23 protein-coding genes, 1 tRNA gene and 1 other RNA gene are annotated in these 21,219 nt (G+C 73.8%); 21 read left to right on the plus strand and 4 right to left on the minus strand.

What is annotated here, in order from left to right; genetic code table 11:
• The first annotated feature begins 2 nt into the window (after window positions 1-2).
• The 5 genes from ACRYR2_RS00135 to ACRYR2_RS00155 all read left to right on the plus strand — a co-directional run bounded on the left by ACRYR2_RS00135 (window position 3) and on the right by ACRYR2_RS00155 (window position 5,519).
• Window positions 3-1,754, plus strand: a complete 1,752-nt coding sequence (locus tag ACRYR2_RS00135) for a DUF2207 domain-containing protein (RefSeq protein ID WP_432560782.1) — start codon at window positions 3-5, stop codon at window positions 1,752-1,754.
• A gap of 75 nt (window positions 1,755-1,829) precedes the next feature.
• Window positions 1,830-2,195: a transfer-messenger RNA gene (ssrA, locus tag ACRYR2_RS00140) on the plus strand.
• A 299-nt stretch (window positions 2,196-2,494) separates the two neighbouring features.
• Complete coding sequence (locus ACRYR2_RS00145; protein WP_432560783.1) at window positions 2,495-3,184, plus strand: ABC transporter ATP-binding protein; 690 nt, start codon at window positions 2,495-2,497, stop codon at window positions 3,182-3,184.
• Window positions 3,181-4,524, plus strand: coding sequence for an FtsX-like permease family protein (locus ACRYR2_RS00150; RefSeq protein ID WP_432560784.1), 1,344 nt, complete (start codon window positions 3,181-3,183; stop codon window positions 4,522-4,524). Before ACRYR2_RS00145 ends, ACRYR2_RS00150 begins: the two co-directional genes overlap by 4 nt.
• Before the next feature lie 140 nt (window positions 4,525-4,664).
• Window positions 4,665-5,519: a GGDEF domain-containing protein gene (locus tag ACRYR2_RS00155; protein ID WP_432560785.1), complete on the plus strand. Its 855-nt coding sequence runs from the start codon at window positions 4,665-4,667 to the stop codon at window positions 5,517-5,519.
• 5 nt (window positions 5,520-5,524) lie between these two features.
• Here ACRYR2_RS00155 and ACRYR2_RS00160 read toward each other — a convergent pair whose 3' ends face one another.
• Window positions 5,525-5,800, minus strand: a complete 276-nt coding sequence (locus ACRYR2_RS00160; RefSeq protein ID WP_432560786.1) for a hypothetical protein — start codon at window positions 5,798-5,800, stop codon at window positions 5,525-5,527.
• 52 nt (window positions 5,801-5,852) lie between these two features.
• On the opposite strand from ACRYR2_RS00160, the gene ACRYR2_RS00165 reads away from it, so the two are divergent.
• The 7 genes from ACRYR2_RS00165 to ACRYR2_RS00195 all read left to right on the plus strand — a co-directional run bounded on the left by ACRYR2_RS00165 (window position 5,853) and on the right by ACRYR2_RS00195 (window position 11,591).
• Window positions 5,853-6,965, plus strand: a complete 1,113-nt coding sequence (locus tag ACRYR2_RS00165) for an NADH:flavin oxidoreductase/NADH oxidase (protein ID WP_432560787.1) — start codon at window positions 5,853-5,855, stop codon at window positions 6,963-6,965.
• A 20-nt stretch (window positions 6,966-6,985) separates the two neighbouring features.
• The gene (locus ACRYR2_RS00170; protein WP_432560788.1) at window positions 6,986-7,567 is read left to right on the plus strand and encodes a YqgE/AlgH family protein; all 582 of its coding nucleotides are present in this window, start codon (window positions 6,986-6,988) and stop codon (window positions 7,565-7,567) included.
• A 20-nt stretch (window positions 7,568-7,587) separates the two neighbouring features.
• Window positions 7,588-7,893 carry a DUF3039 domain-containing protein gene (locus tag ACRYR2_RS00175; RefSeq protein WP_432560789.1) on the plus strand — a complete coding sequence of 102 codons (306 nt, stop codon included), beginning with the start codon at window positions 7,588-7,590 and terminating at the stop codon, window positions 7,891-7,893.
• Between the two features lie 107 nt (window positions 7,894-8,000).
• Window positions 8,001-9,815 carry a DEAD/DEAH box helicase gene (locus ACRYR2_RS00180; protein WP_432560790.1) on the plus strand — a complete coding sequence of 605 codons (1,815 nt, stop codon included), beginning with the start codon at window positions 8,001-8,003 and terminating at the stop codon, window positions 9,813-9,815.
• 9 nt (window positions 9,816-9,824) lie between these two features.
• Window positions 9,825-10,280, plus strand: a complete 456-nt coding sequence (locus ACRYR2_RS00185) for an SRPBCC family protein (protein WP_432560791.1) — start codon at window positions 9,825-9,827, stop codon at window positions 10,278-10,280.
• A 34-nt stretch (window positions 10,281-10,314) separates the two neighbouring features.
• The gene (locus tag ACRYR2_RS00190) at window positions 10,315-10,773 is read left to right on the plus strand and encodes a tellurite resistance TerB family protein (RefSeq protein WP_432560792.1); all 459 of its coding nucleotides are present in this window, start codon (window positions 10,315-10,317) and stop codon (window positions 10,771-10,773) included.
• A 20-nt stretch (window positions 10,774-10,793) separates the two neighbouring features.
• Entirely contained in the window at window positions 10,794-11,591 is a 798-nt protein-coding gene (locus tag ACRYR2_RS00195; protein ID WP_432560793.1) for an RDD family protein, read from the plus strand.
• Window positions 11,592-11,598: 7 nt separating this feature from the next.
• Here ACRYR2_RS00195 and ACRYR2_RS00200 read toward each other — a convergent pair whose 3' ends face one another.
• Together ACRYR2_RS00200 and ACRYR2_RS00205 are read right to left on the minus strand one after the other, a co-directional pair.
• Window positions 11,599-12,216 (minus strand): nicotinamidase, encoded by a 618-nt coding sequence (locus ACRYR2_RS00200; protein ID WP_432560794.1) that lies wholly within the window; start codon window positions 12,214-12,216, stop codon window positions 11,599-11,601.
• Complete coding sequence (locus ACRYR2_RS00205; RefSeq protein ID WP_432560795.1) at window positions 12,213-13,517, minus strand: nicotinate phosphoribosyltransferase; 1,305 nt, start codon at window positions 13,515-13,517, stop codon at window positions 12,213-12,215. Before ACRYR2_RS00205 ends, ACRYR2_RS00200 begins: the two co-directional genes overlap by 4 nt.
• 41 nt (window positions 13,518-13,558) lie before the next feature.
• Here ACRYR2_RS00205 and clpS point away from each other — a divergent pair, with 41 nt between their 5' ends.
• From clpS to ACRYR2_RS00250, 9 genes are all read left to right on the plus strand, one after another.
• Complete coding sequence (gene clpS, locus ACRYR2_RS00210; RefSeq protein WP_432560796.1) at window positions 13,559-13,858, plus strand: ATP-dependent Clp protease adapter ClpS; 300 nt, start codon at window positions 13,559-13,561, stop codon at window positions 13,856-13,858.
• Window positions 13,859-13,875: 17 nt separating this feature from the next.
• Complete coding sequence (locus ACRYR2_RS00215) at window positions 13,876-14,469, plus strand: DUF2017 domain-containing protein (protein WP_432560797.1); 594 nt, start codon at window positions 13,876-13,878, stop codon at window positions 14,467-14,469.
• 142 nt (window positions 14,470-14,611) lie between these two features.
• Complete coding sequence (gene murI / locus ACRYR2_RS00220) at window positions 14,612-15,445, plus strand: glutamate racemase (RefSeq protein WP_432560798.1); 834 nt, start codon at window positions 14,612-14,614, stop codon at window positions 15,443-15,445.
• 439 nt (window positions 15,446-15,884) lie between these two features.
• Window positions 15,885-16,625 carry a ribonuclease PH gene (gene rph / locus ACRYR2_RS00225; RefSeq protein WP_432560799.1) on the plus strand — a complete coding sequence of 247 codons (741 nt, stop codon included), beginning with the start codon at window positions 15,885-15,887 and terminating at the stop codon, window positions 16,623-16,625.
• Window positions 16,622-17,239, plus strand: coding sequence for an RdgB/HAM1 family non-canonical purine NTP pyrophosphatase (gene rdgB / locus ACRYR2_RS00230; RefSeq protein WP_432560800.1), 618 nt, complete (start codon window positions 16,622-16,624; stop codon window positions 17,237-17,239). The genes rph and rdgB overlap by 4 nt, the downstream gene beginning before the upstream one ends.
• 120 nt (window positions 17,240-17,359) lie before the next feature.
• The gene (locus tag ACRYR2_RS00235; RefSeq protein ID WP_432560801.1) at window positions 17,360-18,829 is read left to right on the plus strand and encodes a molybdopterin-dependent oxidoreductase; all 1,470 of its coding nucleotides are present in this window, start codon (window positions 17,360-17,362) and stop codon (window positions 18,827-18,829) included.
• A gap of 100 nt (window positions 18,830-18,929) precedes the next feature.
• The gene (locus ACRYR2_RS00240) at window positions 18,930-19,589 is read left to right on the plus strand and encodes a fasciclin domain-containing protein (protein WP_432560802.1); all 660 of its coding nucleotides are present in this window, start codon (window positions 18,930-18,932) and stop codon (window positions 19,587-19,589) included.
• Window positions 19,590-19,652: 63 nt separating this feature from the next.
• The gene (gene sigK / locus ACRYR2_RS00245) at window positions 19,653-20,225 is read left to right on the plus strand and encodes an ECF RNA polymerase sigma factor SigK (RefSeq protein WP_432560803.1); all 573 of its coding nucleotides are present in this window, start codon (window positions 19,653-19,655) and stop codon (window positions 20,223-20,225) included.
• Window positions 20,222-21,019 (plus strand): anti-sigma factor, encoded by a 798-nt coding sequence (locus ACRYR2_RS00250; protein WP_432560804.1) that lies wholly within the window; start codon window positions 20,222-20,224, stop codon window positions 21,017-21,019. Before sigK ends, ACRYR2_RS00250 begins: the two co-directional genes overlap by 4 nt.
• A 118-nt stretch (window positions 21,020-21,137) precedes the next feature.
• Here ACRYR2_RS00250 and ACRYR2_RS00255 read toward each other — a convergent pair.
• Window positions 21,138-21,219 (minus strand) — tRNA-Leu (locus ACRYR2_RS00255).

The following is a 21,219-nucleotide window of genomic DNA, read 5'->3' on the forward strand; positions in this document are numbered from 1 at the left end:
GCATGCGCACCGCCCTGCTCGCCACGCTCGCCTCGGCCGTGCTGGTCGTCGGCCCCCTCGCCGCCTCGGCCGCGGCCGACGAACCGTCCGACGACGAGCGGGTGGTGTCCTACGTCGCCGACCTGACCGTCGGCGGCGACGGGTCGCTGGGCGTGCGCGAGGAGATCACCTACGACTTCGGCGACGACGGCCACCACGGGCTGCGGCGGTTCATCCCGGTCCGCGCGCCGTACGACCAGACGCACGACCGCAGCTACCCGGTGCGGGACCTGCGGGTGTCCAGCCCCACCGGTGCCCCGGACGAGGTCGAGACCGAGACCGACGGCGGATTCCTCGACGTCCGCGTCGGCGACCCGGACTCCGAGGACGTGCGCGGCGAGCAGACCTACGTCCTGACCTACACCGTGCCCGCCGTCGTCAACACCCTGCGCGACGGCTCGCTGCAGATCGCCTACGACGCCGTCGGGACGGGCTGGCAGGTCCCGATCGACCGCGTCGACGTCACCGTGACCACCCCGGCGGCGGTCACGGACCCGCGCTGCTTCCAGGGTGAGGAGGGCTCGGCCGACCGCTGCTCGGCGCAGCCGACCGCCACCGGCGCCGTGTTCAGCGCCCAGGGCCTCGACGACGAGGAGGGCGTCACCGTCGCCGCCGGACTGCCCGCCGGCTCGCTCACCCCGGCCGCCCCGCTGCTCCTGGACACCTTCAGCCCCGCCCGCGCCTTCGGCGCCTCCACCACCAGCCTGGCCGGCGTCGGTGCCGTGCTGGTCGCCGGCGCGGCCGGGCTGCTCGCCTTCCGCCGGCGCCGCGAGGAACCGCAGACCGACCCGGTCCAGGTCACCGACGTCCCGCCCGGGGTCGTCGGGGCCGTCGTCCACGGCGGAGCCCGCGACGTCGACGTCGTCGCGACCCTGCTCGACCTCGCCGCGCGCGGCCACCTCACGATCGTCGAGCACGAGAGCGCGCAGGGGCGGGAGGTGACCGACTGGGACCTGTACCGCCGGGACACCCCGGACAAGCCCACCCTGGCCGAGCAGCGCCTGCTCGACACCGTCTTCGCCGCCGGCCCCGAGACGTCGCTGTCGGCGGTGCGCACCACGGCCCGCGACGGCAACCGCCGGACCAAGGAACTGCTCGAGGACGCCGCCGTCGCGCACGGCCTGTTCCACGCCCGGCCGGCCCAGCTCGTGCTCCGCTGGGTGGGCCTGGGGGGCACCGTCGTCGCCGTCGGGGCGGTGCTGACGGTCCTGCTGGCGATCTGGACCACCCACGCGCTCATCGGGCTGGCCGTCGTCGCCGTCGGGATCGCCGCCCTCGTCGCGGGCCTCGCGGGCGCCGGTGGCAGCCCGGTCACCGCCCGCGGCCGGCAGCTGCAGGCCCGGGCCCGGGCGTTCACCGACACGCTGCCCCGCCACGGCGGCCTCGGCGCCCACGACGGCAGCACACCCGACCGCTTCCTGCGGCTCGTGCCCTACGCCGTCGCCCTCGGCGCCGGCAGCGCCTGGCTGGCCGGGGCCCGGGCCCTGCAGGCCGCCGACGCACCACTGCCCGCCCCGGCCTGGTACACGGGCCCGGCCGGGTTCGGCTCGACGTTCAACGTGGCTCTCTACGCCGGGATGGTGGGCGGCTTCTCCTCCAGCACCTCCGATGCCCTGAGCGCCGCCCCACCCGCCACCGCGAGCTCGAGCTCGTTCAGCGGCGGCGGCGGCTTCACCGGCGGCGCGGCCGGCGGCGGTGGCGGCGGGTCCTGGTGAGGCCCCGGGCCCGGTGCGGGAATGCGTGCGGCGGTACGGCCGTTGCAGGGGTAAGCTGGACGCACAACTCAACAAGGGGATGACAGGTTTCGACGTTGGTCGTCGAGCCAGGGGAAGCGGGTCGAGGATGCATGGTCATCTCGTCAACGATCCATGCAAACCAATAGGTGCCGATTCCAAGCGCACCGAGTTCGCCCTCGCCGCCTGAGCGAGCGCGACTCTGTCAGCCCGGGTGTGCTCCCGCCCCGGGTCCTGGCATCGACTAGGGGGCTCACCTCTCACCGAGGTCGCGTAGGTGAGAGGGACACTCAACGCGGCTGGGCCCGGCGATGACATGCCTGTGTGAGCATCGGGGCCGAGCAGACCGCTGAACAGGATGCACCCGGAGAAGCCCTGGTACCACGCTGACGGACGCGGGTTCGATTCCCGCCATCTCCACCACTCGGGCTCCGCAGAGCGAGCGGGGCCTGGTGTCCGCGCCCGGTGGGCCGGAAACGCGAAAGCGCTCCTGCACGAGGACGTCACCTCGGTGCACGGGGCGCTTTCGCGTTTCCGGCCCACCGGGCGCGCACACCCCGCTCCTCCTGCTCCGCCGCGCGTCCGCTGATCGCGGGGAGACCGGACGCGGCGTGCGGGCTGGCGTGCTGCCGCGGGCGTAGGTCTGCGGGCGGACAGGGGACGCACAGGTTCCGTCCCGGCTCCGACGCGGTGCCGGGGGCCGCGGCGCCACTCTCGGAGCCATGGACATCCTCTCCGGCCGGGGTCTGGTCATGACCTACGGCACGACCCACGCCCTCGACGGCGTCGACGTCACCGTGCGCGCGGGCGAGTCCGTCGCGGTGATGGGCCCGTCGGGTTCGGGCAAGACCACGTTGCTGCACGTCCTGGCCGGGATCGTGCGGCCCACCTCCGGAACCGTCAGCCTGTCCGGGGCCGACCTCGTCGCCATGAGCGACGCGCAGCGGACGAGGCTGCGGCGCAGCGACTTCGGGTTCGTCTTCCAGGCCGGGCAGTTGCTGCCCGAACTGCCCGCGGAGGAGAACGCCGCGCTGCCGCTGATGCTCGGCGGGCAGCCCCGGGCCGCGGCCACCGCCCGGGCCCGCGAACTCCTCGGCCGGCTCGGACTGGCCGGCATGGAACGTCGCCGGCCCGGGGAACTGTCGGGTGGGCAGGCGCAGCGGGTCGCCATCGCGCGGGCCCTGGTCGGCCGGCCGGAGGTCGTGTTCGCGGACGAACCCACCGGTGCGCTGGACCAGGCCACCGGACGCGAGGTGCTCGACCTGCTCACCTCCGTGGCGCGGGAGAACGGTGCCGCGCTCGTCGTCGTCACCCACGACGCCGGGGTCGCCCGGTGGTGCGACCGGACGCTCGCGATGCGCGACGGTCGTGTGGTCGACGAGTTCACCGCGCCCGTCGGGGTGGCCCGGTGAGGCTGTGGTGGTCGCTGGCCCGGCACACGCACACGGGCTCGAAGCTGCCGACGGTGCTGGCCGTCACCGCGTTCGCCGTCACGACGTGGGCCGTCCTGCTCGTGGCCGGGGGAGTGCGGGCGTTCGCCGCACGCGCCGACCTGCCCGACGCCGGCCCCGACGCCTCGACCTACCCGTTCCTGTCCTGGGTGGCCGTCGCCCTGCTCCTGGTGCCGACCGCGACGCTGGGCGCGGCCGCGGCCCGGCTGACCGTCGCCCGCCGTGACGAACGGCTCGCCCGGTTGCGGCTGGCGGGCGCCACCACCGGGCAGATCGGCGTCGTGGCACTGCTCGACGCCGCCGTCCAGGCCGTCGCGGGAGCCGCCCTCGGCGTCCTGCTGAACCTGCTCACCCTGCCCGCCGTCGCGCAGCTGAGGTTCCAGGGCCGCCGTTTCGCCACCGGTGAACTCCTGCTCGGCCCGGTGCCGGTGCTGCTCACCGTGACGGCCGTCCTGCTGGTGGCCCTGGTGTCCTCGGCCGTGAGCCTGCGGCGCGTGGCCATCACCCCGCTCGGCGTGGCCCAACGCCTGCCGCAGAAGGGCCTGAGCTGGGCGCGGATCGTGCCCGTCCTGCTCCTGGGGGGAGGCTTCGTCGCCGCCTTCAACGCCGGCGGCCTGGTCTTCGGCTTCGGGACGGCCGTCGGGGCCCTGGTCCTGGTGGGCTTCCTGGCCGGGACCTTCGCCGTCTTCAACCTCGTCGGGCCGCTGTTCGTCTCGGTCCTCGGCCGGATCCTGGGGGCCCGCGCCCGCAGCGTCGAGACGCTGCTGGCGGCGCGGCGCATGACCGACGACCCCAAGAGCACCTGGCGCAGCGTCGGCGGGATCTCGCTGGTGACGTTCGTGGCCGGCTGCCTGTCCGTCACCCCGGGCCTGACCAGCGGCGGCGCGCCCGAGGAGGCGCAGCTGTTCACCGACATCGGCACGGGAGCGGCCGTCACGCTGGTGATCTCGGCCGTCCTGGCCGCGGTCTCGACCGGGGTCACCCAGGCCTCGCGGGTGCTGGACTCCCGCACGCGCTACCGGACCCTGCACCTGTCCGGCACCGACCTCGAGGTGCTGCACACCGCCCGTGCGCGCGAGACCTGGATCCCGCTGGTGGTCACCACGGGCGGTGCGGCCGCCCTGGCCCTGCTGATCATCTCGCCGGTGGTCGGGCTGCTGCAGACCGCGCCGGTCGGCGTGCTGTGGTTCGTCGGGTGCGCGCTCGCCGGTGGCGGCCTCGTCCTGCTGGCCTCGCGGGCCAGCCGGCCGCTCGTGACGGCGTGCTCCACGACGGATCCCACCGGCATCTCGTCTCGTTGAGTTCAACACCGGACACGCAGCGTCAGAAACTGTCCGCCGTGTCGGGCGGATTCCCGAACTCGTTGCGAGACCTGCGCTCCCAGATCGTACGGTCGGTGGACGCCGACGATCCGCGTCGGTCCAGCCGAGGGAGGGAACCAGTGCAGGACGCCGACTACCGGCGCCTGGTGGAGGACTCTCCGCTGGCCACCGTCCGGGTCGAACGCGACACCGACGGCTGGCGTGCAACCTGGCTCAACCGGGCCGCGGCCGAGCTGTTCGGCGACCGCGAGGACGTCCTGCTCGCCGACCTCGTCCACCCCGAGGACCGCGAGGACGTGCTCGCCGCACTCGACCGCGGGGCGCCGGCCGTGCGGACCGCGTACGAGTGGCGGTTCCTGGCCGGCGGAGGATCCGCGGCCGCCGGGGACCGGACCGTGACGGTCGAGGTGCTCGTCGGCGCGGCCGGGCCGGCGTTGACGCTGTCCTGCTGGGACGTCAGCCAGCACGTGGCCCGCACCCGCGACCTCACCCACCGCGCGACCCACGACAAGCTCACCGGACTGCCCAACCGCGGGTTGCTGGAGGACCGCTGGGAGCTCGCCCGGTCCCGGGCCCGGCGCACCGGGACCGCACCCGTCGTCGCGTTCTGCGACGTCGACGAGCTCAAGCGGATCAACGACGAGCGCGGTCACCTCGTGGGCGACCGCGCGCTGGTGCGCATCGCCGAACGGCTCGTGAGCGCTTCACGGGCCGGTGACACCGTCGCCAGGTTCGGGGGTGACGAGTTCGTCGTCCTGGTCGACTCCTCCGCCGACGTCGATCCGCGCGCCCTGGTCGAGCGCCTCCGGGCGGCCGTGTCCGGGGTCACGGTCGACCTCACCGACGGCGGGACCGTCACGGTCTCCTGCAGCGTCGGCCTCGTCGTGGACGACCTCCAGGAGAGCACGGCCGAGGTCCTGGCCCGCGCCGACCGGCACATGTACGAGGACAAGCGCCGGTCCCGCGGCCTCTGATCCGCTCAGCTGCGTGAAACCGCCAGCCGACGGTGCGCGAAGGCCGCGGGCAGCTCCGCGAACCGCGCCCACCGCACGTGGTCGACGAGGCGCTGGACCTCCGCGGCCGTGAACCCGCCGCCGAACCAGTGCAGGACGCCGTCGTGGCCCAGGCCGAGCTGCGTCCCCGGTGGTGCGTGGTCGAGCGCCACGAGGACCCCGCGGCTGGTGGCGCGGACGACGGGTCGCAGCCGGGCGAGCAGCCCGACCTCTTCGGCGGGAACCAGCAGCCAGGTGTTCACGCGCGCCACTGTAGAGAATCGTTCTCAACAAGACAACGGGTAGCGTGCGCGTGTGAGTCGACTGTTCGAACCGATCACCCTGCGCGGCGCGACCTTCAGCAACCGCCTGTGGGTCTCGCCGATGTGCCAGTACTCCTGCGACCCCGTCCAGGCCCCCGGCGTGCCCAACGACTGGCACCTCGTCCACCTCGGCGGCCTGGCGCTCGGGGGAGCGGGGCTCGTCCTCACCGAGGCCGCCGCCGTCGTCCCTGAGGGCCGCATCAGCCCGCAGGACGCCGGGTTGTGGAACGAGGAGCAGGCCCGCGCCTGGGCCCGGATCGTCGACTTCGCGCACGCCCAGGGCGCCGCCGTCGGCGTCCAGCTCGCGCACGCCGGCCGCAAGGCCAGCACCCACCGGCCCTGGGACGAGGAGTCCGGCACGGTCGCACCGGCCCAGGGCGGCTGGGAGACGGTCGGCCCCAGCGCCGTGCCGTACGACGGGTTCGCCGTCCCGCGCGAGCTCGACGCCGACGGCATCACCGCCGTCGTGCGGGCCTTCGCCGACGCCGCCCGCCGCGCCGACGAGGCCGGGTTCGACGTCGTGGAGGTCCACGCCGCCCACGGGTACCTGCTGCACCAGTTCCTGTCCCCGCTGTCCAACCACCGCACCGACGGCTACGGCGGCGACCTGGCCGGCCGGTCCCGGCTGCTGCTGGAGGTCCTCGACGCCGTCCGCGCGGTGTGGCCGGCCGACAAGCCGGTGTTCGTGCGGATCAGCACCTCGGACTGGGTCGAGGGTGGCTGGGACCTCGAGGAGTCGATCCAGCTGGCGAAGGAGCTCGCCGCCCACGGCGCCGACCTGGTCGACGCCAGCTCCGGCGGCAACGACCCCCGCCAGCAGATCCCCGTCGGCCCCGGCTACCAGGTCCCCAACGCCGCGCGCGTGAAGCGGGAGGCGCAGGTCCCGGTCGCGGCCGTCGGGCTGATCCTCGAGCCCGCACAGGCCGAGCAGGTCCTCGTCAGCGGCGACGCCGACGCGGTCTTCCTGGCCCGGCCGCTGCTGGCCGACCCGCGCTGGCCGCACCGGGCGGCCGTCGCCCTGCACGACACGGCGGCCGTTCCGTGGCCGGCGCAGTACGTCCGCGCCACCCGCGACCAGGTGCCGATCGCTCGCCCTCGCCTCTGATCGCGCGTCATGATGGCCTCGTGACGAGTCCCCCGTCGAGCCTCACCGGCCGGCTGCTGCTGGCGACCCCGTCGCTGACCGACCCCAACTTCGCCCGCGCGGTCGTCCTGGTCCTCAACCACGACGAGGACGGCGCGCTGGGTGTCGTGGTCAACCGTCCGCTGGACGTGGACGTCGCCGCGGTGCTGCCGGGCTGGCAGCCGTTCGCCACCGCGCCCGGCAAGCTCTTCCAGGGCGGACCGGTGGCGCTGGACTCCGCCCTGGGCCTCGTCGCGGTGCCCGGGGACGAGCCCGACCCGCTGGGGGTGCGGCGGGTCTTCGCCTCCGTCGGTCTGGGCTCGGTGGGCCTGGTCGACCTCGACACCCCGCCGGAGGCGATCGTCGCGGAGCTGTCCGGCCTGCGGATCTTCGCCGGGTACGCCGGGTGGAGCGCCGCGCAGCTGGAGTCCGAGATCGCCGAGGGAGCCTGGTTCGTGCTGCCCGCCGAGGCGCGCGACGCCTTCAGCTCGGCCCCCGAGGACCTGTGGGGCGATGTCCTGCGGCGGCAGGGCGGGGACCTGGCACTGGTCGCCAGCTTCCCGGCGGACGTCTCGATGAACTGAGCGCGCGTACCATTCCCGCCATGAGCTCGCCGACCGAGGACCCGTTCCAGACCCAGCCGCAGGCCCCCGCCGCGCCGTCGCGGACCGCGGTCCTCGACCGCGAGGAGCAGGTCGAGGAGAAGGCCGAGCCGGGCGACCACGAGCGGTTCGCCCACTACGTCAAGAAGGAGAAGATCATGGAGTCCGCCCTTTCGGGCGACCCCGTGATCGCGCTCTGCGGCAAGGTCTGGGTGCCCGGCCGCGACCCCAAGCGGTTCCCGGTCTGCCCCACCTGCAAGGAGATCTACGAGAGCCTGTCCGGCAAGGGCGGCGACGACAAGGACTGAGCCCCGCACCTCCCGCCGCGTGGTCACCGGCCACGCGGCGGTCGAGGACTGCTGCGCGCGTCGCCGCACGGGGTCACCCCTCGCAGTCGTCTACGGTGGACGGACCCATGAGCACGACCGAACACGAACCCCAGCTGGCCCTGGCCGACACCACCCCCGGCCCCGTGGTCGACGCTCCTGGCGTACCCGCCGCCCGGCCGCTGCGCGCCTGGCAGAACGCGGCGCTGGAGAAGTACTTCGACCCCGAGCGCGACGAACCCGCCGACTACCTCGTCACCGCCACCCCGGGCGCGGGCAAGACGACGTTCGCGCTGGCGCTGGCGCGCCGGCTGCTGGACACCCGCCGCGTCGACCGGATCGTCGTCGTGGCCCCGACCGACCACCTGCGCACCCAGTGGGCCGAGGCCGCCCACCGCGCGGGCATCGAGCTGGACCCGACGATGACCAACGCCGTGGGCCCGGTCCGCCCCGACATGAAGGGCTACGTCACGACGTACGCCCAGGTCGCCGGGCACCCGATGCTGCACCGCGCCCGGGCCACCGCGAAGAAGTCGCTGGTGGTCATGGACGAGATCCACCACGCCGGGGACGGGCTGTCCTGGGGCGAGGCCGTGTTCGAGGCCTTCGCCGACGCCCGCCGCCGGCTGTCGTTGACGGGGACCCCGTTCCGCACCAAGGCCGACGAGCGGATCCCGTTCGTGCAGTACGTCGAGGACGACTCCGTGGAGTCCGAGGGCGGGCTGAAGAGCGTCGCCGACTACACCTACGGCTACAAGGACGCCCTGGCCGACGGTGTCGTGCGGCCCGTCGTGTTCGCCGCCTACACCGGCGTCTCGCGCTGGCGGAACTCCGCCGGGGAGGTCGTGGCGGCCTCCCTGACCGACGCGACCACCAAGTCGGTGGAGTCGCTGGCCTGGAAGACCGCGCTGGACCCGCGCGGCGACTGGGTCCCGCACGTCATCGCCGCGATGGACGAGCGCCTGAACCACCTGCGCGAGCACGGCATGCACGACGCGGCCGGGCTGGTCCTGGCCTCGGACCAGGACGACGCGCGCGCCTACGCCAAGATCGTCCAGCGGGTCACGGGGGAGAAGCCCGCGCTGATCCTGTCCGACGACCCCAAGGCCTCGCAGAAGATCTCCGAGTTCGCCGAGAGCGACCAGCGGTTCGTCGTCTGCGTGCGGATGATCTCCGAGGGCGTCGACGTGCCACGCGCGGCGTGCCTGGCCTGGATGACGTCCTACCGGACCCCGCTGTTCTTCGCCCAGGCCGTCGGCCGCGTCGTCCGCTCCCGCGCCAAGGGGGAGTCCGCGACGGTGTTCCTGCCGGCCGTGCGGCCGCTGCTGGCCCTGGCCGCGGAGATGGAGACCGACCGCAACCACGTCATCCCGCCGCCGGCGTCGGTCTCCTCCGACGAGGTCGACGAGGGCGGCCTGGACCTGCTGCCGCCGCCCGAACGCGAACCGGGGGAGAAGAAGGAGTACGAGGCGCTCGAGGCGCAGGCCGAGTTCGCCCACGTCCTGCACGGCGGAAAGGCCCTGACCGGCGGTGACCTGCCGCAGGTCAGCGTCGAGGAGGAGGACTACCTCGGCCTGCCCGGGCTGCTCTCGCCCGAGCAGACGGCCGCGCTGCTGGCCCAGCGCGACGCCGAGATCCGCAAGCGCACCGCCGTGGCCCGTCCCCTCGAGGAGGCGGAGCCGGCCCCGGCCGACGAGCCCGAGCTGCAGGACGCCGCCTGGCACACCGCCGCTGTGCTGCGCAAGGAGATCCACGGCCTCGTCGGCCGGGTCGCCGCGGGCCGGGCGATGCCGCACGCGACGGTGTACTCCACGCTGCGCAAGGCCGTTCCCGGGCCCCCGTCCGCCTCGGCGTCGGTGGACGTCCTGCGCCGCCGGCGCGATCACCTGCTGTCGATGGTCTAGGTTGCTGAGGTGCCCGAGATCGTTCAGCGGACCATGGTCCGCGCACCCCTCGACGAGGTCTTCGAGATGTCCCTCGACCTCGACGTCGAGCGGGTCGCGGGCAAGCGGTTCAAGGTCCGCGCCGTCGAAGGGGCGGGACGGACGAGCGGGCGCATCGACCTGGACGAGAAGGTCACGTGGCGACTGCGGCTCCTGGGTTTCCCCGTCACCCACACCTCGCACATCGTCGAACTGGACCGCCCCCGGCGGTTCGTCGACCAGATGTCCGCCGGCGCCTTCGCGCAGTTCCGCCACGAGCACTCCTACGAGCCCGAGGGCCCGCAGATGACCATCATGACCGACCGGATGTCCTGGCGGTCGCCGTACGGGTTCCTCGGCCGCATCGCCGACGTGCTGTTCGTCCGGCGGACGCTGCGCCAGCTGCTGGCCGACCGCAACTCCGAGATCGTCCGCCGCTTCAGCTGAGGAACTCGGACCCGGCCACGTCCGTTGCGCCGGTATGGGATTCCTGGACAACCTCAAGAGCAAGGGCCTGCTGGCGGGCGACCAGCTGAAGACGAAGGTCGGGCAGTTCAAGAGCAAGGACTTCGCCGAGGCCAGCATGGCCACCTGCGCCCTCATCGCCGCCGCCGACGGCAGCATCGAGCCCGAGGAGCGCCAGAAGACCGCCGCGTTCATCGCCAGCAACGACGTCCTGTCGATCTTCAACGCGGGCGAGCTGCGCGCGTCCTTCGACAAGTGGTGCGGCAAGCTCACGAGCGACTACGACTTCGGTAAGATCGAGGCGCTGCAGGCGGTCGGCAAGCTGCGCAACAAGCCCGAGCAGGCGCGCGCCGTCGTCCAGGTCGGCGTCGTCATCGGTGGCGCCAACGGCGACTTCGACCCCCAGGAGCAACGCGCGGTGCGCGAGGTCTGCCAGTCCGCGGGCATCGACCCCGCCGAGTTCGGCGTCGCCTGAGGACCTGGCAGGCTGAGCGCATGAGCACGCCCGCAGGGTGGTACCCCGATCCTTCAGAACCCTCCGCGGTGTCCTCGGGGCAGCTGCGCTGGTGGGACGGCACGCGGTGGACCGAACACGTCCACCAGCAGGCGGCGCCCACGCCGTCGGCGGGACCGTCGCTCACCAAGGCTCCGCAGTACCAGCAGTTCCAGGGGCACCAGCAGTTCCAGGGGCACCAGCAGGATCCCCACCAGCAGCAGAACCCCTACCAGCAGACCCGGTACACCCGGTACCCGCCGTCGCAGTACCCGGCCCCGGGTGTCAAGGCCATCGCCACGCCCGACGGTCAGGCCCTGGGCGGGCTGGGGCTGCGGCTGCTGGCCCGGATCGTCGACTGGGTGCTGATCACGGTGATCGCCACGATCGCCGGCTGGTCCTCGGTGCAGACGATGAACCGCCAGTCGGCCGCGGCCGCGGACGCGCTGGCGGCGGGGAACACCGAACGGTTCACCGACCTGCTCCTGCAGACCTCCCAGGGCGGTGCGGCGCAGACGCTGACGTTCATCGTCCTGGCCGTCAGCGCCGTCTACACGATCCTGTCGCTGCGCTTCTACGGCGCGACGCCGGGCAAGGCCCTGTGCCGCCTCCGGGTGCGCGGCTGGGACCGGCCCGGCCACCCCGGCTGGGGGCAGTCCATCGTGCGCTGGATCGGCAGCGACTTCCTCGGGCAGATGATCCCGTTCTACCTGCTCGTCGACCTGCTCTGGCCGTGCTGGGACCAGCGCAAGCAGGCCCTGCACGACAAGCTCGCCCGCACGGTCGTCGTCAAGCGCTGAGGACCGTTCAGGAGACCACCACGGGGTCGCCCACCAGGGCGACCCCGGCGGCCCGCAGTTCGCCCAGCGCCTTCTCCACCGTGGCCGGCGAGATCCCGGCCGTCAGGCCCAGCAGCACCGTCGTGCGGAAACCCTCGCGCGCCGCGTCCAGGGCCGTCGCCCGCACGCAGTGGTCGGTGGCGATCCCGACGACGTGCACCTCGTCGACTCCCTTGCCGCGCAACCAGTCCGCCAGGCCAGTCTCGAGTTCACCGCCCTCGGCGGTGACGGTGCTGGTGACACCCTCGAAACCCGAGTAGGCCGCCGCGTACTGCCCCTTGCGGAACACCGCCTCCACCCGGGAGGTGTCGAGGCGGTCGTGCAGCAGCGCACCGAACGTGCCGGCCCGGCAGTGCGGCGGCCAGCTGTCGACGAAGTCCGGTTCGGCCGAGAAGTGCGTGCCCGGGTCGATGTGGAAGTCCTGCGTGGCCACGACGTGGTCGAACGCGATGCCCCGACCGCCGCTGGTGTCCTGGCGCAGCAGCTGCGAGACGGCGGCCGCGACCTCGTCGCCGCCGGCGACCGCGAGCGCACCGCCGGGGCAGAAGTCGTTCTGCACGTCCACGACGACGAGGGCGCGCGTCACCGGACGACCTCCCGGTCCGCGGTCAGCACCGTCGTCGGGATCGCCGGTTCGCCCTTCGACAACGCCAGCCCGTCCCACGGCAGCGTCACCAGCGCCCGGCGCAGGTGCTCGCGGGAGGCCTGCAGGTCGGGCAGGCCGGCGACGCGTTCACCCTCGACGACCATCGGGACCTGCAGCGGCCGGTCGTTCGGCTCGCGCGCCGGGGTGAACCCGACGCCGAGGACCTCGTCGGTCGCGGTGCCCGTGGGCCGGTGCCGCCGCACGGCGACCTTCCGGCCGCCCTGGGTGACCTTCGACGTCGAGCGCTTGGCGACCGGGCGCCCCTCGACCTCGACCAGCTTGTAGACCAGCCCGGCGGTCGGGGCGCCGGACCCGGTGACCAGCGACGTGCCCACCCCGTAGCCGTCGACGGGAGCGGCCTTCAGCGCCGCCAGCGCGTACTCGTCGAGGTCGCCGGAGACGACGATGCGCGTCGAGGTCGCCCCCAGGGAGTCCAGCTGCTCGCGCGCCTGGACGGCCAGGACCGCCAGGTCCCCGGAGTCGATGCGCACCGCGCCCAGCTGCGGGCCGGCGACCTCGATCGCTGTCGCGATGCCCTGGGTGATGTCGTAGGTGTCGACCAGCAGCGTGGTGTCCACGCCCAGCGCGGCGACCTGGGCGGCGAACGCCCCGGCCTCGGTGTCGTGCAGCAGCGTGAACGCGTGCGCCGAGGTGCCCGAGGTCGGGATGCCGTAGGAGGCGCCGGCCTGCAGGTTCGACGTGGAGGTGAACCCGGCCAGGTAGGCGGCGCGGGAGGCGGCCACGGCGGCCTGCTCGTGCGTGCGGCGCGAGCCCATCTCGATGATCGGCCGGTCGCCGGCGGCCTGCGCCATCCGCGAGGCGGCCGCGGCGATGGCGCAGTCGTGGTTGAGGATCGACAGCACGACCGTCTCCAGGACGACGGCCTCGGCGAACGTGCCGGTGACGGTGAGGATGGGCGAGCCGGGGAACCACAGCTCGCCCTCGACGTAGCCCTCGATGGACCCGCCGAACCGGTAGCGCGCCAGCCACTCCAGCGTCCGGGAGTCCAGGACGCCGCGCAGCCCCTCGAGCAGGTCGGGGGAGAAGGTGAAGTCGCGCACCGCGTCCAGCACCCGCGCCGTCCCGGCGACCACGCCGTACCGGCGCCCCTCGGGCAGCCGCCGGCCGAAGACCTCGAAGGTGCACGGCCGATCGCCCGTCCCGTCGGACAGCGCAGCCTGCAGCATCGTCAGCTCGTAGTGGTCGGTCAGCAGCGCGGTGCTGAGTGCGGGGCTCCCCATGCACCGAATCTAGCCAGGTCCCCGTTGCCTACACTGCCCGGGTGTCCGTGGTCCTGACTGCTCCCACCGAGCTCGAGCGTCCCGAGACGGACCTCACCACCGTTCCGGACACCCCGTGGGTCACCATCGTGTGGAACGACCCGGTGAACCTCATGTCCTACGTGACGTACGTGTTCCGGACGCACTTCGGCTACTCCGAGGCCAAGGCCGAGGCGCTGATGATGGACGTCCACCAGAAGGGCCGCGCCGCCGTGAGCTCGGGCTCGCGCGAGGCGATGGAACGCGACGTCGAGGCCATGCACGGCTACGGCCTGTGGGCCACGCTGCAGAAGGACGAATGATGCTGAGGAACGACTGAGTGGCCACCTTCCGGCGCAACCGCCACGGCTTGTTCTCGCTCACCCTGCACGCCTCCGAGGCCGACCTGCTGGCCTCCCTGGCGCGGGAGGTCGTCGAGCTCCTCGAGGTCCCCGAACCGCCCAGCCGCACCGTCGACCCGTTGCAGGCCGAACTGGGCCTGGCCGACCTGCCCGGCTTCGACACCCCCGACCTGCAGACCGACGGGCCCACCGCCCCGCCCGAGGACGAGGTGCTGCGGCGGCTGCTGCCCGACGCCTACGGCGAGGAGGAGGACCCGCGGGCCTCGGCCGACTTCCGCCGGTTCACCGAACGCGGCCTGCGCGAGCGCAAGGCGGCCGCGGCGCGCGGCATGCTGGCCACGCTCGCGCCCGTGGAGGGCCAGGGCGGACGCGTCCAGCTCGACGCCGACGGGGCCCGCACGTGGCTCGCGGCGCTCAACGACATCCGCCTCGCGCTCGGGACGCGGCTGGGCGTCAGCGACGAGGGCGACCCCTACGCCGAACTGGCCGAGGACGACCCCGCGCGCTGGGCGTGGGCCGTGTACGACTTCACCACCCACCTCCAGGAGACGCTCGTGAGGTCGCTGCTGTGAGGCCGGAGCGGCGCGCCGACACCTGGAGCCCGCGCTCCGGCGCTGCCCGCCGGCTCCTCCGATGGAGTCGGGTGGGCAGTCGTGTGCGCGGGCGGGTGGAGGCGTCGACCATGGCGCCGCGTACGAGTGGACGGACGACATCGTGAACGAGCGGGAACTGCCCATCGGGATCTTCGACTCCGGGGTGGGTGGGCTGACCGTCGCACGCGCGGTCCTGGACCAGCTGCCGCACGAGGCCGTCCACTACGTCGGCGACACCGCGCACGCCCCCTACGGACCCAAACCCATCGCCGAGGTGCGCCGGCTGGCCCTCGACGTGCTCGACCGCGTCGTCGACTCCGGGGTGAAGATGCTGGTCATCGCCTGCAACTCCGCCTCGGCGGCCATGCTGCGCGACGCCCGCGAGCGCTACGACGTCCCCGTCGTGGAGGTCATCCAGCCCGCCGTGCGCCGGGCGGTGCGCGCCACCCGCAACGGCCGGGTCGGGGTCATCGGCACCCGCGCGACGATCTCCTCACGCGCCTACGAGGACGCCTTCGCCGCCGCTCCGCACCTGGCGCTGACGACGGCGGCCTGCCCGGCCTTCGTGGAGTTCGTCGAGCGCGGGATCACCAGCGGCCCGGAACTGCTCACGGCCGCCCGGGAGTACCTGGCCCCCGCCATCGCCGCCGACGTCGACACCCTCGTCCTGGGCTGCACGCACTACCCGCTGCTCATGGCCGTCCTGCGCAGCGTCGTCGGCGACGACGTCACCCTCGTCTCCAGCGCCGAGGAGACCGCCTTCGACGTCTACCGGGAGCTGGCCGCGCGCGAGCTGCTGCGCCCCGACGACCTGCCGCTGCCCCGGCACCGGTTCACCTCGACGGGTGACGCGCGGGCCTTCCGGACTCTGGCGCAACGGTTCCTGGGACCTCAGCTCGGGCCGCAACTGGTCGACGTCGACGAGACCGGCCCGCTGTACCTCGGCGCACTCTGACCGCCTGGGCCTGCGTGGGCGCCGGGACGGGAGGGGCGGCGGTCGCCCACCGCGCGAGCGCGGCGACGGGCTGGCTGCGGGCCCCGTCGGTGAACTCCAGCACGACGCGGGCGCTCAACGGACCGGTGCGCCGCACCGCGGCGACCTGCCGCACGACGGTGCCGGTCAGCGGCCGGGGGCTCCACCGCAGGGGGCGCAGCACGACGCCCTCGTGATCGGCGCGGCCGGTGACCACGAGGTCACCCGGGCGCAGGTCAGCGGTCGAGCGTCGACTCGTGGACACCTGCTCCATGGGTTCACTGTGACGGATGGAACCCGGTGGCGCGGTAGGGATTCGCGCATTCAGCCGCAGGATCCGGCAGAAATCTGCTGGGGCGCGCTGACCGTTCACGCGCGGTGGCACGCAGGTGACCGCGAGTCATCTGGAACCCTGGGGCACGTGACTGAACGAGCCGCCGCCCGAGCAGACGGTCGGGCCGCCGACGAACTGCGCCCCGTGACCATCACCCGCAACTGGCTCGACCACGCCGAGGGCAGCGTCCTCGTCGAGTTCGGCCGCACCCGGGTGCTGTGCGCCGCCTCCTTCACCGAGGGGGTCCCGCGCTGGCGCAAGGGCTCGGGCCAGGGCTGGGTCACCGCCGAGTACGCCATGCTGCCGCGCTCGACCAACACCCGCAGCGACCGCGAGTCGGTCAAGGGCAAGATCGGCGGCCGCACGCACGAGATCTCCCGGCTCATCGGCCGCAGCCTGCGCGCCGTCGTCGACACGGCCCAGCTGGGCGAGAACACCGTCGTCCTGGACTGCGACGTCCTGCAGGCCGACGGCGGCACCCGCACGGCCGCCATCACCGGCGCCTACGTGGCGCTCGCGGACGCGATCTCCTGGGCGCGGGGCAAGGGGATCGTCAAGGCGTCGAAGCAGCCGTTGACCGGCTCGGTCAGCGCCGTCAGCGTCGGCGTCGTCGACGGGGTCCCGGTGCTGGACCTGCCGTACGTGGAGGACGTGCGCGCCGAGACCGACATGAACGTCGTCGTCACCGGCGACGGGAAGTTCGTCGAGGTGCAGGGCACCGCCGAGGGAGCGCCCTTCGACCGCACCGAGCTGGACGGGCTGCTGGACCTGGCGGTCGCCGGTTGCGCGCGGCTGACGCAGCTGCAGGCCGAGGCGCTGGCCCGGTGACCCGCCTCGTCCTGGCCACCCGCAACCTCCACAAGGTCGGTGAGCTGCGGGCCGTGCTGGCCCCGCTGCTGCCCGACGTCGAGGTGCTGACGGTCGACGCCTTCGAGGACGTCCCCGAGGTCGCCGAGACCGAGGTGACCTTCGCCGGCAACGCGCTGCTGAAGGCCCGCGCGGTGGCGGCCGCGACCGGCGTCCCCGCCATCGCCGACGACTCCGGCATCGCCGTCGACGTCCTGGGCGGGGCGCCGGGGATCTTCTCGGCCCGCTGGGCCGGCCGGCACGGCGACGACGCCGCGAACCTGCAGCTGCTGCTGGCGCAGATCGCCGACGTGCCCGCGCAGCACCGCGGCGGCGCCTTCGTGTGCGCCGCGGCCATCGCCCTGCCCGACGGGAGCAGCGCCGTGCGCGAGGGGCGCTCGCGCGGCACGATCACGACGGCGCCGGCCGGCGGGGGCGGGTTCGGCTACGACCCGGTCTTCGTGCCCGAGGGCGCGGACCGGACCCTGGCCGAGCACACCCCCGAGGAGAAGAACGCGATCAGCCACCGCGGACGCGCCTTCCGGGCCCTGGCCCCGGTGGTCGTGGACGCGCTGGCAGGCCGACCCATCCGCTGAGGGGGCGGCTCCGAAGCTAGGGACGTGAGGCCGGCCATGACCACGGGGAACAGCGCTCGGACCGGGGATGCGGAGGGGAACCGCCGGTCGGGGGCGCTCACGGGGGTCTGGGCCGGCCTCGTGGCCGCAGGGTCGACGTTCGGCGTGGGGCAGCTGGTCGCGGGGATCGTCTCCCCGTCGGCCGCGCCCCTCGTCGTCGTCGGCGACGCGGTGGTCGACCGGGTGCCCGCGTGGCTGAAGGACGCCGCGATCCGGGCCTTCGGCGCGCACGACAAGGTCGTGCTGCTGGCGACCATCGCGGTCCTCGTCGCCCTGCTGGCCGCGCTGGCCGGAGTGCTGGCGCGGTGGCGGCTGCAGGCCGGCGTCGCCGTCGTCGGCGTCCTGGGCCTGGTGGGGGTCGTCGCCGCCGCGACCCGGCCCGACGCGACGACGTTCACCCCGCTGCCCTCGGCGCTGGGTGCCGCGGCCGGGGTGTACGCGCTGGTGGTGCTGACCCGCCGGCTCGCACCGGCCACCGACGCCCGGCGGCGGGCCGTCCTGCTCGGCGGGACCGCCGCGGCCGCGGTGCTCACCGGCGGCGCGGGCCAGTACCTGGTCTCCACCCGCAGCGCCGAGCAGTCCCGCGGCCGGGTCGTGCTGCCCGCACCGGCCGACCCCGCGCCCGCGTTGCCCGCCGGGCTCGACCCCGCCGACGCGATCGCGAGCGGCCTGACGGTCTACGCCACGCGCACGGCGGACTTCTACCGCGTGGACACCGCCCTGGTCGTGCCGGACGTCGTCGCCGAGGACTGGTCGCTGCGGATCCACGGCAGGGTCGAACGGGAACTCGTCCTCGACTTCGCGACGCTGCTGGCCCGACCCCTGCGCGAACGCTGGATCACCTTGACCTGCGTCAGCAACGAGGTCGGCGGGTCCTACGTCGGCAACGCCCGCTGGCTGGGGTACCCGCTGGCCGACCTGCTCGCCGAGGTCGGTGCCGGCGACGGGGCGGACATGCTGTTCGCCACCAGCACCGACGGTTTCACGTTGTCCGCGCCGCTGGCCGAGGCCACCGACGGCCGCGACGCGATGCTGGTCGTCGGGATGAACGGGGAACCCCTCCCGCGCGAGCACGGTTTCCCCGTGCGGATGGTGATCCCCGGGTTGTACGGGTACGTCTCGGCCTGCAAGTGGATCACCGACCTGGAGGTCACCACGTTCGCCGAGAAGACGGCGTACTGGACCGACCGCGGCTGGGCGGCGAAGGGGCCGATCAAGACGGCCTCGCGCATCGACGTCCCGAGGTCGTTCGCCACGGTGCGGGCCGGGCGCGTTCCGGTCGCCGGTGTGGCGTGGGCGCAGCACCGCGGGGTTTCGGCGGTCGAGGTCCGTGTCGACGAGGGGGAGTGGCAGCCCGCCGAGCTGCTCCCGTCGGCCTCCTCGGACACCTGGTGCCAGTGGGTCTTCGACTGGAACGCCGACGAACCCGGCAGCCACTCGCTGCAGGTGCGGGCGACCGACGGGACGGGGGAGCCGCAGACCGCCGAGGTCGTCGCGCCGGTTCCCGACGGTTCCAGCGGGTACGACTCGGTGACCGTCACGGTCGAGTGAGGAACTCCGTCCCGCAGACCAATCCGGGAGGGCGCCGGTCACGAACCCCTCGTGCACGACCGGCCGGGAACCACCGGCCGGACACGACAGGAGGAAACTCGTGAAGCGCACTGGAACCCTGCTGGCGATCGCCGCGGCCGCGACCTTCGGGCTCGCCGCCTGCGCAGGCGCCGACACCGGCTCGTCCGACACCAGCTCGAGTTCGACCACCACCTCGAGTTCTCCCGCGATGACGAGTTCGGCCCCGGCGACGGCGATGGCGATGGACGCCCCCGTCGGCCCGGGCTGCGCCGACTACGCCGCCGCGAACGCCACCGGCCCGGCCTCGGTCGAGGGCATGGCGACCGCACCGCTGGCCAGCGCCGCGGCCGCGAACCCGGTGCTGAAGACGCTGACGGCGGCGGTCTCGGGTCAGCTGAACCCGGACGTGAACCTCGTCAACGACCTCAACGGCGGGGAGTTCACGGTGTTCGCCCCCGTCGACGACGCGTTCGCCAAGGTCGACCCGGCCACGCTGGAGTCGCTGAAGACCGACAGCGCGACGCTGCAGGAGATCCTCACCTACCACGTCGTCCAGGGGCGGATCTCGCCCGCGGACGTGGTGGGCACGCACCCCACGCTCGAGGGCCGGGACCTGACGGTCGCCGGCACCCCGCAGATGCTGACGGTGAACGGGACCGCGAACGTCGTCTGCGGCGGGGTTTCCACGGCGAACGCGACGGTGTACCTCGTGGACTCCGTCCTGATGCCCCCGATGTGACACGCCTGGTGTGGTGCCCCCGACGTGGTGCCGGGTCCGTGAGCAGGTGACAGAGTGGCGTTGATGACGACCTCGAGTTCCCGCGACACCGCGCAGGCCGGTGCCGCGCAGGCGCTGGCCTGCGCGGCCCGCGGGGACCAGGCCGCCTTCGCGACGTTCTACGACGCCACCGCGGCGGCCGTCCACGGGACGGTGCTGCGGGTCCTGCGCGACCCCGCCCAGTCCGAGGAGGTCGTGCAGGAGGTGTTCCTGGAGGCCTGGCGCACGGCCGCCCGGTTCGATCCCGCCCGGGGCAGCGCCCACGGGTGGATCGTGACGATGGCCCACCGCCGCGCGGTGGACCGGGTCCGGGCGGCGCAGGCCAGTGCCCGGCGGGACGTGGAGGTGGGACACCAGGAGGTTCCCCCGTACGACAGCGTGAGCGAGGAGGTGGAGGTGCTGCTCGAGACCGACGAGGTGCGCCGGGCCCTGGACTCGCTGACGCCGCTGCAGCGCGAGGCGATCGACCTGGCCTACTTCGGTGGGCGGACCCACCGGCAGATCGCCGAGGACCTCCGGGTGCCGCTGGGGACCGTGAAGACCAGGCTGCGGGACGGGCTCATCCGGCTGCGCGACGTCATGGGGGTCGCCCGATGAGCACCCCGCCGCGCGACGCCCGCGAACCGCAGGAGGACCCGCTGCTCGCGGCGGCCTGGGCGCTGGACGCGCTGGGGGAGGACGAACGCGCTGCCTTCGAGGACCGGTTGCGCACCCGGCCCGAGGAACGCGCCGACGCCGATTCCCTGCGCGAGGTGGCCGCGCAGCTGGGCGGGGCCGTCGAACCGCCGGCGCGGCTGCGCGCCTCGGTCCTCGACGCCATCGCGACGACCCCGCAGGAACCCCAGCAGGAACCCCAGCAGGAACCCCAGCAGGAACCCCAGCGCGTCCTCGACCTGACCGCTGCGCGTGCGACGCGGAGCACGCGGCGCGGACCCTCGCGCTGGAGCGTGCTGGTCGCCGCGGCCGGCATCGTCGTGGCTGCGGTGGGGATCGGGGTGGGCGTCGCCTCGCAGCCCGGCGATCCCGCCGTGCTCAGCGCCGAACAGGCTGCGCTGCAGGAGGTCGGTGAACTGCTGACGACGCCGGGGGCCCGGGTGACGACGGTCGCCGCCAGCGACGGGGGCACCGCGACGCTGGTGCAGGCGAACGGCCGGATCGGTGTCGTCACGGCCGGGCTGCCGGCGGCCGGGAGCGGGCGCGGGTACCAGTTGTGGCTGGCCGCCGGCGACGACCTCGCCTCGGCGGGGATGCTGCCGGTGTCGGCGACGGGCGGCGCGGCGACGGTGGTCGACGCCGGGTCGGCGACCGGGGTGGGGATCTCGGTGGAACCCGAGGCCGGATCGGCGCAGCCGACGACGACCCCGGTGGTGTTCACCGCGCTGCAGGTGTGAGCCCCTCACGGGGAGCAACCGTGCTTGATCACGGAAGTGCTTGATCACGAGGAAGGTGTTGCGCTGCAACCTCTCCACCGTGATCAAGCACTTCGGTGATCGAGCGGGGTCACGCGAGTGCGGGAGGCGGGACTCGAACCCGCACGCCCGGAGGCACAGGAACCTAAATCCTGCGTGGCTGCCAGTTACACCACTCCCGC

This window comes from Kineococcus deserti, assembly GCF_050871945.1.
Classification (GTDB): Bacteria; Actinomycetota; Actinomycetes; order Actinomycetales; family Kineococcaceae; genus Kineococcus.